Source organism: Lentzea sp. NPDC051213 (assembly GCF_044455585.1).
Classification (GTDB): Bacteria; Actinomycetota; Actinomycetes; order Mycobacteriales; family Pseudonocardiaceae; genus Lentzea.
In genome coordinates this window covers 1,487,582-1,500,703 of sequence record NZ_JBITEX010000001.1, presented here as the reverse complement: position 1 = coordinate 1,500,703, position 13,122 = coordinate 1,487,582, and the positions used below count along the sequence as shown (strand labels likewise).

Annotated in this window: 12 protein-coding genes; 8 read left to right on the top strand and 4 right to left on the bottom strand. The window is 68.5% G+C overall.

What is annotated here, in order from left to right; translation table 11 throughout:
• Positions 1 to 3: 3 nt before the first annotated feature.
• Positions 4 to 537, bottom strand: a complete 534-nt coding sequence (locus tag ACIA8G_RS06530; protein WP_396417227.1) for a hypothetical protein — start codon at positions 535 to 537, stop codon at positions 4 to 6.
• 16 nt (positions 538 to 553) lie between these two features.
• Positions 554 to 4,420, bottom strand: coding sequence for an ATP-dependent RNA helicase HrpA (gene hrpA, locus ACIA8G_RS06525; RefSeq protein WP_396417226.1), 3,867 nt, complete (start codon positions 4,418 to 4,420; stop codon positions 554 to 556).
• Between the two features lie 76 nt (positions 4,421 to 4,496).
• Between hrpA and ACIA8G_RS06520 the strand changes: the two genes are divergently transcribed.
• The 4 genes from ACIA8G_RS06520 (at position 4,497) to ACIA8G_RS06505 (ending at position 6,758) form a co-directional block, all read left to right on the top strand.
• Positions 4,497 to 5,060 (top strand): DUF4240 domain-containing protein, encoded by a 564-nt coding sequence (locus ACIA8G_RS06520; protein WP_396417225.1) that lies wholly within the window; start codon positions 4,497 to 4,499, stop codon positions 5,058 to 5,060.
• On the top strand, positions 4,984 to 5,697 hold the full coding sequence (locus tag ACIA8G_RS06515) for a DUF4240 domain-containing protein (protein ID WP_396417224.1): 714 nt from the start codon (positions 4,984 to 4,986) through the stop codon (positions 5,695 to 5,697). The genes ACIA8G_RS06520 and ACIA8G_RS06515 overlap by 77 nt, the downstream gene beginning before the upstream one ends.
• A gap of 180 nt (positions 5,698 to 5,877) precedes the next feature.
• Positions 5,878 to 6,435 (top strand): DUF4240 domain-containing protein, encoded by a 558-nt coding sequence (locus ACIA8G_RS06510; protein WP_396417223.1) that lies wholly within the window; start codon positions 5,878 to 5,880, stop codon positions 6,433 to 6,435.
• Positions 6,435 to 6,758, top strand: coding sequence for a hypothetical protein (locus ACIA8G_RS06505; RefSeq protein WP_396417222.1), 324 nt, complete (start codon positions 6,435 to 6,437; stop codon positions 6,756 to 6,758). Before ACIA8G_RS06510 ends, ACIA8G_RS06505 begins: the two co-directional genes overlap by 1 nt.
• Here ACIA8G_RS06505 and add read toward each other — a convergent pair.
• Positions 6,725 to 7,699 (bottom strand): adenosine deaminase, encoded by a 975-nt coding sequence (gene add / locus ACIA8G_RS06500; protein ID WP_396417221.1) that lies wholly within the window; start codon positions 7,697 to 7,699, stop codon positions 6,725 to 6,727. The two genes, ACIA8G_RS06505 and add, sit on opposite strands and share 34 nt — an antisense overlap.
• Positions 7,700 to 7,827: 128 nt before the next feature.
• On the opposite strand from add, the gene ACIA8G_RS06495 reads away from it, so the two are divergent.
• The 4 genes from ACIA8G_RS06495 (at position 7,828) to ACIA8G_RS06480 (ending at position 12,294) form a co-directional block, all read left to right on the top strand.
• A complete protein-coding gene (locus ACIA8G_RS06495; RefSeq protein ID WP_396417220.1) occupies positions 7,828 to 8,199 on the top strand; it encodes a DUF4180 domain-containing protein in 372 nt (123 codons plus the stop codon).
• Positions 8,200 to 8,238: 39 nt separating this feature from the next.
• Positions 8,239 to 9,285 (top strand): threonine aldolase family protein, encoded by a 1,047-nt coding sequence (locus tag ACIA8G_RS06490; RefSeq protein ID WP_396417219.1) that lies wholly within the window; start codon positions 8,239 to 8,241, stop codon positions 9,283 to 9,285.
• Positions 9,282 to 10,400, top strand: coding sequence for a site-specific integrase (locus tag ACIA8G_RS06485; RefSeq protein ID WP_396417218.1), 1,119 nt, complete (start codon positions 9,282 to 9,284; stop codon positions 10,398 to 10,400). The genes ACIA8G_RS06490 and ACIA8G_RS06485 overlap by 4 nt, the downstream gene beginning before the upstream one ends.
• 367 nt (positions 10,401 to 10,767) lie before the next feature.
• On the top strand, positions 10,768 to 12,294 hold the full coding sequence (locus tag ACIA8G_RS06480) for a M4 family metallopeptidase (protein WP_396417217.1): 1,527 nt from the start codon (positions 10,768 to 10,770) through the stop codon (positions 12,292 to 12,294).
• 295 nt (positions 12,295 to 12,589) lie between these two features.
• On the opposite strand, the gene ACIA8G_RS06475 is transcribed toward ACIA8G_RS06480, so the two are convergent.
• Entirely contained in the window at positions 12,590 to 13,039 is a 450-nt protein-coding gene (locus tag ACIA8G_RS06475) for a YybH family protein (protein ID WP_396417216.1), read from the bottom strand.
• Positions 13,040 to 13,122: the final 83 nt, after the last annotated feature.

Sequence of the window (13,122 nt, the reverse complement as noted above, 5' to 3'; positions counted from 1 at the left end):
TAATCAGTGCATGAGCTCGCGGACAACTGACTCCAGCGGCGCGATGACATAACGGGAACCCATCAGTTCCTCGGACACGAGCACCCGGTCCCGCGTGAGCCGACGCCAGAACTGCCCTTCGACCGGGACCTGGACCACGTCGAGCGTGAAGATCGGCCGGTGCCCCAGTTCCTGCTCGAGTTCGATGACCAGTTCGCGCAGCGAGTTCGAGAAGGTGCCGCGCAGCTCGTCGCGCCGGCGGGTGGCTTCCGGCGTCGAGAAACCCTGCCAGCGCGTGTAGGCCTCGCGCAGCTGTTCGGGCAGGCCGACCGGCTCACGGCCGTGGCCTCCCGAGCAGGACTCGAGCCACCAGCGGTCCCAGTCCCGCGGGAACTCCTGGGGCACCAGGACACCGGTCAGCCGCTCGACCGGTGGGGTCAGGCGCGGCACGGAGTCCGCCGCCGGTGTGCTGATGCCGAGCGCGTCACGCACGAACAGGGCGAAGGTGCCGCCGTCGCCGCTCGAGATCACCCACGTGGAATCCCCCTGGAAGTCCATGCTCCACGGTAGCTCCTCACAGCGGCACGGCGTCGAGCGCTTTGAAGATGCGTTTGTCGCTGACCGTGTAGCGGGTCCCGATGGTCTGGGCGAAGTACGACAGCCGCAGTTCCTCGATCATCCAGCGGATCTCGTCGAGCTCGGGCGCGGGTTCGTCGGCCGGGCTCTGAGCGCGCAGGTCGCGGTACTCGGCGTGGACCTGGTGGACCTTGTCGGTCCAGTCGAGGTCGCGGCGCGGGTTCTCGGGCAGTTTCTCGATGCGCCGCGAGATGCCTTTGAGGTAGCGCACGAGGTCCGGGAGCCGGTCGTAGCCGGTGCGGGTGACGAATCCCTTGTACACCAACGAGTTGAGCTGGCCGCGGATGTCGTTGACCGAGTCCGGCGCCCCCTTGAGGCCGCTGAGCTTCAGTTCGGCCTCGTGGGCGGCTTCGAGGACCTTGCGGACCTCCTGGACGACGACCCACGTCGTCTCGTTGAGCGCGGCCTGCACCTTGCGCAGCTGTGCCTCGTAGGACTTGGCGTCCCACGCCGGTTCGCCCATGAGCCGGTCGACGGCGGCCATGATGCAGTCGGCGAGCAGGTTCGCGACGCCGCCGTGCGGGTTGCGTGTCAGGGCGAGCTTCGCGGCGTTGTCGAGGTGGCGCTGCAGGTGCTTGACGGGCGAGTTGATGCCCAGCAGCAGCAACCTGCGCACGCCGCGGCGGTGGGCGTAGTCCTGCCGGCCGGGGGTGTCGAGGACCTTGATCGCGACGGCGCTGCTCTGATCGACCAGTGACGGGTAGGCGGTGACGGTGATGCCGGACTGCCGTTGCTCGATGGTGCGGGGCAACGCGTCGAAGTCCCAGGTCGTGAGGCCGGTGCGTTCGAGGTGGCCGGCGGCCTGGGACAAGGACTCGCGGACCTCGTCGCGCAGCTTCTCCTTGAGCGCGGCGATGTCCTTGCCTTCGGCGAGCGTGCGGTTCTGGTCGTCGACGACCTGGAAGGTGAGCTTGAGGTGGTCGGGGACGGCGTCGAACTGCCAGTCTTCGCGGTGCACGGTGACGCCGGTCAGCGCCTTGAGTTCGCGTTCGACGCCGTTGAGCAGGCTGGTCTCGGCGGGTTTGATGCGGGCCAGGACGGCGGTGGCGACGTCGGGCACGGGCACGAAGTTGCGGCGGATCTGCTTGGGCAGTGAGCGGATGAGCGCGACGACGAGGTCGTGGCGCAGGCCGGGGATCTGCCAGGAGAACGCGTCGTCGTCCAGCGTGGTCAGCGCCGGGAGCGGGAGTTGGACGGTGACGCCGTCGTTCTTGGTGCCGGGTTCGAAGTGGTAGCTCAGGGGGAGGGTGAGCTCGCCCTGGCTCCACTGGTCGGGGTACTGCTCGGGGCTCACGTCGGCGCGGTCGTTGACCAGCATGTCCTTCGTGAAAGTGAGCAGGTTCTTGTCATTCTGCTTCTTCCACCAGGAGTCGAAGTGCCGTGCGGAGACGACCTCGGGGGCGACGCGCTTGTCGTAGAACTCGAAGAGGGTCTCCTCGTCGACGACGATGTCGCGGCGCCGCGCGCGGTTCTCGAGTTCCTCGACCTCGTCGAGCAGGGCGCGGTTGGTGTGGAAGAACCGGTGGTGGGTCGTCCACTCCCCCTGCACGAGGGCGTGGCGGATGAACAGCTCGCGGGACAGTTCCGGGTCGATGCGGCCGTAGCTGACCTTGCGGCCGGCGACGATCGGCACGCCGTAGAGCGTGACCTTCTCCAGGGCGACGACGGAGCCGCGTTTGGCTTCCCAGTGCGGTTCGGAGTACTGGCGTTTGACGACGTGCTCGCCGAGCCGTTCTGCCCATTCGGGTTCGATCTTGGCGGCGATGCGGCCCCACAGGCGGCTGGTCTCGACGAGTTCGGCGGCCATGACCCACTGCGGCGGCTTCTTCGCGAGCACGGAGCCGGGGAAGATCGCGAACTTGGCGTTGCGGGCACCGAGGAACTCCGTCAGGGGGCGGCGTTTGTCGCCCGGTGCCTGCTTTTTGAGGATGTCCTTGACGCCGACGTGGCTGAGCAGGCCCGACAGCAGGGCGATGTGGATGTTGCGGGCGTCGCCGGGCTGGTCGCTCAGGTGCATGCCGAGCTGTTTGGCGACCTGGCGCAGCTGCAGGTAGATGTCCTGCCACTCGCGCACGCGCAGGTAGTTGAGGAACTCGTTCTTGCACAGCTTGCGGAACTGGTTGCCGCTCAGGGCCTTCTGCTGCTCTTTGAGGTACTGCCAGAGGTTGAGGAACGTGACGAAGTCGGATTCCTTGTCCACGAACCTGGCGTGCTGCTGGGTCGCCGCTTCCTGGTGGTCCGCGGGGCGTTCGCGGGGGTCCTGGATGGACAGTGCCGCGGCGATGATCATGACCTCTTTGAGGCAGCCGGTGGTGTCGGCTTCGAGGACCATGCGGCCCAGGCGCGGGTCGACGGGCAGCTGGGCGAGCTTGCGGCCGGTCGCGGTGAGCTTCTTCTCGGCGGCGTTGATGGCGCCGAGCTCCTGGAGCAGGCCGATGCCGTCGTTGATGTTGCGCGAGTCCGGCGGGTCGATGAACGGGAACCGCGCGACGTCGCCCAGGCCGATGGCGGTCATCTGCAGGATGACGCTGGCGAGGTTGGTGCGCAGGATCTCGGCGTCGGTGAACTCGGGGCGGGCCTCGAAGTCCTCCTCGGAGTACAGCCGGATGCAGATGCCCTCGCTGACGCGGCCGCAGCGGCCTTTGCGCTGGTTCGCGCTCGCCTGGGAGATCGCCTCGATGGGCAGGCGCTGGACTTTGAGGCGGTGGCTGTAGCGGGAGATGCGGGCGTTGCCGGGGTCGATGACGTATTTGATGCCCGGCACGGTGAGGCTGGTCTCGGCGACGTTGGTGGCGAGCACGACGCGCCGGCCGGTGTGGCGCTGGAAGACCCGGTGCTGCTCGCCGACGCTCAGGCGGGCGTAGAGCGGGAGGATCTCGGTGTTTCTGAGGTCCTCGGATTTGAGGGCCTCGGCGGTGTCGCGGATCTCGCGTTCGCCGGACAGGAACACCAGGACGTCGCCGGGGCCCTCGGCCTGCAGTTCGTGGACGGCGTTGATGATGCCCTGGGTCTGGTCGTCGTCCTCGTCGAGCGGCCGGTAGCGGGTCTCGACGGGGTAGGTGCGGCCGGAGACCTCGATGACCGGGGCGTCGCCGAAGTGCTGGCTGAAGCGCTGCGGGTCGATCGTCGCGGAGGTGATGACGATCTTGAGGTCGGGCCGCTGCGGCAGCAGCTGCTTGAGGTAGCCGAGCAGGAAGTCGACGTTGAGGCTGCGTTCGTGGGCCTCGTCGATGATGATCGTGTCGTAGCGGCTCAGCGTCCTGTCGGTCTGGATCTCGGCGAGCAGGATGCCGTCGGTCATGAGCTTGACCAGGGTGTCGTCGCCGGACTGGTCGGTGAACCGGACCTTGTAGCCGACGGTGTCGCCGAGCTTGGTGCTCAGCTCCTCGGCGACGCGTTCGGCGACGGTGCGCGCGGCGATGCGGCGCGGCTGGGTGTGGCCGATCTGGCCGATGACGCCGCGGCCGAGCTCCAGGCAGATCTTGGGCAGCTGCGTGGTCTTCCCGGACCCGGTCTCACCGGCGACGATCACGACCTGGTGGTGCGCGATCAGCTCTTTGATCTCGTCCTTGTGCTGGCTGACCGGCAGCTCTTCGGGATAGGTGATCTTGGGAACGGACTCCCGGCGCAGCGCGACCTTGAGGGCGGCCTCGTCGATCAGCGCGGCGATCTCGTCGGTGATCTTGCGGCGCGCCAGGGGGTCTTTGACCTTGCGTGCGCCGTCGAGGCGCCTGGCGAGCCGGCGTTGATCACGCGGCATGAGCTCGGGCAGGCGTTTGTGCAGTTCAGCGAGCGGGGTGTCCATTTGGGCTCAAGGATATCCAGACGGCCGCGATCGCTCGTGTCAATAACCGTCGGACCCCGTCGCTAGCGTTGCCGGTATGGACGCTGGGGGCTTTTGGAAGCTGGTCGACCACCCCGTCGCGGCGACGCCTGACCTGGAGCAACGCCGGGTGTGGCTGTCCGGCCGGCTGGCGTTGCTGCCGGCGGGTGAGATCGCCGACTTCGCGGCGCTGCTGGACGCGCAGCGGCGCCGGGTGGACACGTGGGCGCATTGGCAGGCGGCGACGTTGATCTGTTCCGGGTTGTGCGGGATGGACTCGTTCTTCTACTTCCAGGCGTGGCTGGTCGGTCAGGGTCGCGCGGCGTTCGAGGCGGTCGCCGCGTCACCGGACGCGTTGGCCGACGTGGCGGCTGTTCGGCGCTTGGCTGCGCTGAACGACTGGTCGGATGCCGACTGGCCGGACTGGGAGGCGTTGTACCGGGTGCCGGACGACGCCTACGCCGCGGTGTTCGGCGGCGAGCTGGAGGACCTGCTGGAGTCGCGGGGGCAGGTGCGGGCGTGGGACGTGTCGCCCGGCGGTGAGGATGTGGAGATGGAGGATCCGGCCGACATCGCGCGCCGGATTCCGCGGTTGTGGGCGTTGTTCGGTAAATCGGCGTGATGCCCCGATCGGCTCAGCCCGAAAATTGTCAGACCCCTCCGATAACGTCGCGGGTATGGACCTCGACCTCTTCTGGGGACTTCTCGACCGATCTGCCTCTGTCGCCTCTGACCAGCCGGAACGTTCTTCGTGGCTGACTACGCAGCTGGCTTCGCTGCCGCCTGCTGACATTTGTGGTTTCGAGACGCTGTTAAACGCCTCACGTGGTCGCGTGAACACGTACTCACACTTCCACGCGGCTTATGTCGTGTGTGACGGTTTGTGTTCCGCGGAGCAATTCCTGGCGTTTCAGTCGTGGGTGGTGGGCCTGGGCCGGTCGGTGCTGGCGTCGGTGGCGGCGTGCCCGGACGCGCTGGCCGAGGTGCCGGCGGTGCGGACGTTGCTGGCGGTCGGCGCCGAGTCGTGGCCCGATGGCGCGTGGCCGTTGTGGGAGGGCCTCGGGCAGGTGGCGCACGACGCGTTCTTCACCGCGACAGGCCGGTCGCTGGAGAACGCGCTGGCGGTGCTGGGCCGGGTCCGGGTGACGGACGCGGATCCGTTCACCGGCGCGGTGTGGGACTTGGACTCGCCGCTGGAGGCCGCGGTGCGGTTGCCTCGGCTGTGGGAGCTGGCTGGCGGGTTGGAGGAGGCGGCCTGATCCGCGGCGGCTGCGAGAGCCGGTCCTCAGCCGAGGCGGCCAGTGCCTCCGGAAACCGTGCACCGGCCTGCCTCCGCCGACGATGGTCCGGGAGCTGCCCGCAGCCCACTAGCGGCGGCCTGACCTGCGCCGATGCGTGGGCGTCAAAAATTGTCAGACCCCCTCGCTAGCGTGCTGTGCATGGACCTGAACGCGTTCTGGGCCCTGGTCGAGAGGTCGGCTGCCGAGACTTCTGACCAGGACGAACGGCTGGAGTGGCTGGCCGCCGCCCTGGCTGCTCTGCCACCTGCCGATGTGGTCGACTTCGCGGTGCGACTGGACGAGCTGCGGCGTCGTGTCGACACGTGGGAGCACTGGCACGCGGGGTGGCTGATCTGGGACGGGCTGTGCTCGGACGACGGGTTTTTCTACTTCCAGGCCTGGCTGGTAGGGCTTGGACGGTCGGTGTTCGAGTCCGTTGTCACCTCACCCGACGCGTTGGCGGACGTGCCGCAGATCCAGACCCTGGCTTCGCGGGGCATGTCCGCGTGGACCCGCGATGACGAGCCGGACTGGGAGTGCCTCGACTACGTGGCGGTCGACGCGTTCGACGGTGACCTCGCCGAGGTGCTGGCGTCGCGTGGGCTGGAGGTACTCGTGTCGCCGGATCCGGCGGGTGCGCACTGGGATTTCGCCGATCCGGTGGAGATCGTGGCGCGGCTTCCGAGGTTGGGTGCGTTGTTCGGGAAGGTGGCGTGATGGACGTCCCGATCGATGTGGTGCTGTGGCGTGCCCCCGGCCCGCTGTCGTCCGCGGAGGCGGCGGCCCGGTACGCGGAGCTGCGCGCCTCGCCGCTGGGTGCGTTCGATCCGGCGGTGGCGGCGTTCGTGCGCGAGTTGCGGCAGACCTCACCCGATCCGGCGTCGCCGGTGTCGTGGAACGAGGCGCTGACGGTCGGCACGGACGCGGTGATCGTCCACGTGGTCTGGCCGGGCCGCGGCCTGCTCGACCTGGTGGCGTTGCTGGCCGAGCGGCACGGCCTGGTGTCCTACGAGCCGGCGCGCCAGGTGGCGATGTCCTGACGCAGCTTCACCTTCGTGTCTTCCGGCGCGAAGGAGGCGTCGACGGCGTTGGTCGCGATCGAGGCCACGGTGTCGTCGTCGAAGCCGAACGTGTCGCGGACCATCCGGTACTCGCCGGTCAGCGTGGCGCCGGTCGAGGAAGGGATGTCGGTGCTGAGGGTCACGATCAGCCCGGCGTCCACGAGTTGTGGCAACGGATGAGAGGAGACGGATTCGACCAGTCCTAGTGCGACGTTGGACGACGGACACACTTCGAGCGGAACTGCACGGTCTTTGAGCAGCGCGACGACCCCGGGGTCGTCGAGTGCCCGGAAGCCGTGCCCGATCCGGTCCGCGAGCCCGACGGTCACCGCTTCAGCGACGCTCGGCGCCCCGCAGGTCTCACCGGCGTGGTGCACGAGCCCGATCCCAGACTCTCGCGCGGCACGAAACACAGCGGCGAACGGGGTGAGGGGGTAGTCCTCCGCACCGGCCGTCCCGATCGCGACAACCTGTGGGTGCACAACCGCGAGCCGAAGCGAGTCCGCGAACCGCTCGACCGACCGTTTCCTCGGGTGGTCCACGATCACACGGCATTCGATGCCGTGGGCGGCCTGTCCTGCGGCGAGCCCGGAAAGCACCGCCTCGAGCGGCATGTCCGGATCACCGAGCCGTTCTCCGTGCGCAGCCGCGGTGAACGTGACCTCGGCGTAGCGGGTTCCCTGCGCTGCTTCCTCGGCGCAGAACTCGTACGCGATCCGGGTGAAGTCCTCGGCTCGCCGCAGGCAGTCCCGCACGAGCCCGTTGTGGGCGGCGAACTGCCGGAAGTCGCTGAACGGCCCGGTGTTCGCGGTCACCTCGACGCCGTGGTCGTCCGCGAGGTCGCGCAGGGTGTCCGCCCGCACGGTGCTCTCCAGGTGCACGTGCAGGTGTGCCTTGGGCAACGTCGCAAGATCGCGCATGGGCGCGACGCTACCCATGCCCGCCGCGGTCCCGCCCGGCATTTTCCGGGCGGTCACTCGGTGCGGTAGCGGGTCGGTTGCGGTATTCGCCGCGACAGCGTGAGCGGGCCGCCGTTATGTTGCGCTGCATGCCTGATGTTGTGCAGACGCGCCATGGCGCGAGGGTCCTGATGTGCGCGCCGGACGGTCCGCCGATCGCCGACGAACAGTCCGCTGTGGACCTGATGGCCACGTTGTGGGGTCAGGACGTGCAGTGGCTGGTGCTGCCGGCCGCGCGGTTGACCGACGACTTCTTCCGGCTGCGCACGCGGGTGGCTGGCGGGATCGTGCAGAAGTTCCAGCAGTACGGGTTCAAGGCCGTGGTGGTCGGTGACATCGCCGAGCACGTGGCGGCGAGCACCGCGTTGCGCGACTTCGTCTACGAGTCGAACCGGGGCCGGCAGTTGTGGTTCGTCACGGATGAGGCGGAGCTGGACGCGCGGTTGAGCGCGGCCGCCTGAGTACTATTGCAAGTTATTTGCAACACGTAGGCTCGTGGGATGGACATCCGCCGCTCGCTGTCGAATCACGCCGGTCCGCGCCGGTCGCCGCACGAGGTCCTGCGCCGTCTCGCTGAGCGGGTCGCGCCGGGCACGAGGCCGGAGGATCCGGTGCGGGAGCTGGAGGAACGGGTCGCGGGCCTGCTCGGGAAGGACAGCGCGCTGTTCTTCCCGTCGGGGACGATGGCGCAGCAGGTGGCGTTGCGGGTGCATGCCGAGCGGACCGGGCGGCACGCGTTCGCGGGGCATCCGCAGTCGCATCTGCACGTGTGGGAGAACCAGGGGTACAGCGCGGTGCACGGGCTGAGGTTTCACCCTGCCGGTGACCGCAACGCGCTGCTGGGTCTCGAGGACCTCGAGGCGGTGCGGGAGCCGCTGGCGGCGGTCGTGATCGAGTTGCCGCAGCGCGACATCGGCGGTCAGTTGCCTTCGCTGGAGGATCTCGCCGCCCAGACCCGCTGGGCCAGGGAGAACGGTGCGAGGGCGCATTGTGACGGTGCGCGGCTCTGGGAGGCGCAGACCGGGTTCGACGTGACGCTCGCGGAGATCGCGGGTCTTTTCGACACGGTGTACGTGTCGCTCTACAAAGGACTCGAAGGTGCCAGGGGTGCTGTCCTCGCGGGTGATGGCGCCACGATCGAGCACGCGGCGGTGTGGCGGCGCCGGTTGGGCGGGTCGATCGCGGACGCGTGGCCGCTGGCGGCGATCGCGTTGATGGGCATGGACGAGAACCTGCCGCGGATGGTCGAGTTCCGCGACCACGCCCGTGCGCTGGCCGAGGCGATCAACGCCGGCGGGTTCGCTCACACGGTGCCAGAAAGCCCGGCCACTCCCCTGTTCCACGTGCATCTGCCGATGTCGCGGGAGCAGGCGCAGCGGGCCGCGCGCAACCTCGAGGAGCAGGCGGGGATCACGCTGTTCCTGTACGCGCGGTCCAACCCGGATCCCCGGCGGTGCAGCTTCGAGATCAGCGTGGGGATCAACGCGCTGGAGTTCACGCCGCGGGAGGTCGCGGAGTTGATCAGAGGGCTACCATCGCGGGTGTGAGCCTGCCCGAACCTGTCCAGCACGCGCTGGCGCGGGTCTCGCACTCGGTGCTGATCGATCTTGAGGCGCTCGCGCGGGTGCGCGAGCGGTTCGACGACGAGCAGGCGGCTTCGCTCACGAGTTATCTGCGCAACGCGCAGTCGCCCAACACGGTCAGGGCGTACCGGTCGGACTGGATCGCGTGGGCGGGCTGGTGTCAGGCGGAGCGGCGGCAGGCGTTGCCGGCGGATCCGCTGGACGTGGCGGTGTACCTGGCGGCCGCAGCGGACACGCGCAAGCCGGACGGGTCGCCGGCGTTCGGTGCCTCGACGTTGGAGCGCAAGTCGGCGGCGATCTCGGCGGTGCACGCGGCGAACGGGGTGCCGAGCCCGACCCGCAGTGATGTCGTGCGGCTGACGTTGCGCGGTATCCGCCGCAGCAGGAAGTCGCAGCCCCACCGCAAACGGCCGGTGCTGCTCGACACTCTGGAAGCACTCCTTCACGAGCGTCCCGAGGAGGGTCCGGCGCGGGCCCGGGACGCGGTGCTGCTCCTGGTGGGGTTCGCCGGGGCGCTGCGGCGCAGTGAGCTCGCGGGCATCGAGTTCGAGGACGTCACCGTCGACGTGGATCCGCGCACGCACGAGCCGTTGCTGCTGATCAGGCTGGGGACGACGAAGACGGATCAGACGGGCAAGCACCAGCAGACGGTGGTGCTGCCGCGCGGGAGCCGCCGGCCGACGTGCCCGGTGTGCGCGTTCGCGGACTGGTCGGACGTTCTCGACGGCACGCCGGTCAGCGAGACGGGCCTGCATCGCTGTCACGGCTACCAGAAGACGCGGCACGCCGGTGCGGTGTTCCCGGTGATCAACCGGCACGGCGGCATCGGCGGGAAGGCGATGTCGGGGCGTGCGGTGGCGGAGCTGGTGAAGCGGTACGCGGTGAGGGCGGGGCTGGATCCGGCGTTGTTCGGCGGGCATTCGCTGCGGGCGGGGTTCGCGACGCAGGCGGCGCTGGGCGGGGCGAGTGATCGGGAGATCATGCGGCAGGGGCGGTGGACCAACCCGCGGACCGTGCACCGGTACATCCGGACCGCGAACCCGCTCGAGGACAACGCAGTCACCCGTTTGGGCCTGTGAATTTGTGACCCAGGTCTCAGGCAACTGAGTTAACAGTAAACAAGATCCCCTCCAGTAGGGCTGTGCCAGTCAGGGCATTGGACTAGTCCATCCGCATCAGCGACGCCTCGTGTTTCCGCCGCGTTTCCACGCCGTTTGAGCTGCTCTTTTGTTCCACCATTCGGACAAAAGGCGATCTCCTGACCAGCGAAGCAGCTCAATTCGTGAAGCAATCTCGCATCCTGGGAGTGGCGCGTCCCATGCACTCTGCGCAATACGATCACCACGCCCGGTCATCGAGACGAAGGTCGGGCTGTTCCACGGTGTTCGATCCGGCACCCCTGTAACGCCGGAGCGAACGCCCCCTGCACCGGAACAAGGAGCGTTCATGAAGCGCAAGACCCTGGGCATCACCACCGCCCTGGTGTCCGCGGCGGCATTGGCCGGCGCGGGCACGATCGGCGCCCACGCGGCACCCGAGCCGGCGAATCCGCTGCTCGCCAAGCAGGAAGCACTGCACTCGGCAGCCGAGCAGGCGGGGACGATCTCCTCCGCCCTCGGCCTGTCCGGCGGCGAGCAGCTCGTACCGCGCGACGTCCTGCGCGACGCCGACGGCACGCACCACCTCCGGTTCGACCGGACCCTCAACGGCCTGAAGGTCATCGGCGGCGACATCGTCGTCGCGCAGAAGGCCGGCCAGGTCACGGGCGTCACGAAGGCATCCGAGGCCTCCCTCGCCGGCCTCGACACCTCGGCACCCGCCATCCAGGCCGCGGACGCGAAGCTCGTCGTGTTCGCACTCGACCGCGCACCCGTGCTCGCCTGGGAGACGGTCAAGAACAGCGTCAAGGACGACCAGACGCCCAGCGAGCTGCACACGTTCACCGACGCCAAGACCGGTGAGACGCTGATGACCTACGACGGCATCCACGTCGCCGAGGGCACCGGCCAGTCCACCTACAGCGGCACCGTCGGCCTGAGCACCACCCAGTCGGGCACCACGTTCCAGCTCAAGGACGGTGCGCGCGGCAACCAGGCCGTGAACAACCTCAACAACGGCTCGGGCACCGGCACCCTGTTCACCGACGCCGACAACAAGTGGGGCAACGGCACCTACACCGACAAGGCCACCGCGGGCGTCGACGCCGCCTTCGGCGCGGCCAAGACGTGGGACTACTACAAGAACGTCCACGGCCGCAGCGGCATCAAGAACAACGGTGTCGGCGCGCTGAGCAAGGTCCACTACGGCAACGCCTACGTCAACGCGTTCTGGTCGGACTCCTGCTTCTGCATGACCTACGGCGACGGCGCGCAGAACCGCAACCCGCTGACCTCGATCGACGTCGCGGCGCACGAGATGTCGCACGGCGTCACCTCCGCGACCGCGGGCCTGGTCTACTCCGGCGAGTCCGGCGGTCTCAACGAGGCCACCAGCGACATCTTCGGCTCGACCACGGAGTTCTACGCCGGCACCACCGCCGACGTCGGCGACTACCTGATCGGCGAGAAGATCAACATCCGCGGCGACGGCAAGCCGTTGCGCTACATGGACAAGCCCTCCAAGGACGGCAAGAGCCTGGACTACTGGTCCTCCACCGCGGGCAACGTCGACGTGCACTACTCCTCCGGCATCGCCAACCACTTCTTCTACCTGCTGTCCGAGGGCAGCGGCCAGAAGACGATCAACGGCGTCGCCTACGACTCCCCCACCTTCGACAGCCAGCCCGTCACCGGCATCGGCCGCGACAAGGCCGAGAAGATCTGGTACCGCGCGCTGACCACCAAGTTCACCTCCAGCACCAAGTACGCGGCGGCCCGCACGGGCACGCTCGCGGCGGCGACCGACCTGTACGGCGCGAACAGCGTCGAATACGCGGCGGTCAACCGGGCCTGGGCCGCGGTGAACGTCAAGTAACGCGCCGCCCCTAGCGCCGAGGCCCGGACCGCACCCCTGCACGGTCCGGGCCTCGGCATATTTCTGTCGCGGCATCCCCATGGCGCTGGTTTCCTGTGCGCCATGGGGATGTTCAGCTATGTGAAGGTCACCGCCTCGTCGTGACACCTGGGTACGACAGCGCCTGCCGCAGCTGCGGTGGCCCCTATGACCCCGCCGAGGTCGAAACCGAGCTGTTCGACGTCTACATCGAGAACGACCCGAAGACCCAGTTCATCGTCCTCGACGCTTGGCCGCCCGGCCGCGAACCCACCGCTCAGGGCTCCAGATCGGTAGCCGCGAGGAACGACCCGTCCATGTAGAACGGCACCGACTGGTGCTCATGCGTGACCAACCACCGCCCGCCACGGCGCCGCAGCCCCACGGTCGTGCGCATCCACATGGAGAACCCCTCGGGGTAGCCGACCGGCACCGCCGCCATCCGAGCCAGCCCATGCACGAACGCCACATCACCCGACACGGCCACCGACAGGTCCCGGTGCTCGACGGTGATCGGCCCGGTGAACCCCGCCATCCACCCCGCCAAAGCCTCCGGGTCACGCGCGTCCAGCCCGGTGTTGCGCAGCGGCGGCGCCAGCGTGAACGTCACCGCGTCCTCGGCGTACCGGGCGACGATGCGAGCAGGCTCCCGCAGCCGCATGCCTTCCTCGAACTCGGTGAACAGCGCCAGGATCGCGGTCTCGTCCTGCACCAGCGTGCTCGTCATCGCAAACCTCCAACTCGAAGTGACACTCCGGTGTCGAGGCACGGCCGACGGTCTCGACATGGCGGTGAGAAGATTTTTCGAGC

Excerpts from the sequence above, each read along its gene's own strand:
- ACIA8G_RS06475 (WP_396417216.1), bottom strand. The coding sequence starts at position 13,039 with ATGACGAGCACGCTGGTGCAGGACGAGACCGCGATCCTGGCGCTGTTC.
- ACIA8G_RS06530 (WP_396417227.1), bottom strand. The coding sequence starts at position 537 with ATGGACTTCCAGGGGGATTCCACGTGGGTGATCTCGAGCGGCGACGGC.
- ACIA8G_RS06510 (WP_396417223.1), top strand. The coding sequence starts at position 5,878 with ATGGACCTGAACGCGTTCTGGGCCCTGGTCGAGAGGTCGGCTGCCGAG.
- ACIA8G_RS06495 (WP_396417220.1), top strand. The coding sequence starts at position 7,828 with ATGCCTGATGTTGTGCAGACGCGCCATGGCGCGAGGGTCCTGATGTGC.
- ACIA8G_RS06515 (WP_396417224.1), top strand. The coding sequence starts at position 4,984 with ATGTGGAGATGGAGGATCCGGCCGACATCGCGCGCCGGATTCCGCGGT.
- ACIA8G_RS06505 (WP_396417222.1), top strand. The coding sequence starts at position 6,435 with ATGGACGTCCCGATCGATGTGGTGCTGTGGCGTGCCCCCGGCCCGCTG.
- hrpA (WP_396417226.1), bottom strand. The coding sequence starts at position 4,420 with ATGGACACCCCGCTCGCTGAACTGCACAAACGCCTGCCCGAGCTCATG.
- ACIA8G_RS06480 (WP_396417217.1), top strand. The coding sequence starts at position 10,768 with ATGAAGCGCAAGACCCTGGGCATCACCACCGCCCTGGTGTCCGCGGCG.
- ACIA8G_RS06520 (WP_396417225.1), top strand. The coding sequence starts at position 4,497 with ATGGACGCTGGGGGCTTTTGGAAGCTGGTCGACCACCCCGTCGCGGCG.
- ACIA8G_RS06490 (WP_396417219.1), top strand. The coding sequence starts at position 8,239 with ATGGACATCCGCCGCTCGCTGTCGAATCACGCCGGTCCGCGCCGGTCG.
- add (WP_396417221.1), bottom strand. The coding sequence starts at position 7,699 with ATGCGCGATCTTGCGACGTTGCCCAAGGCACACCTGCACGTGCACCTG.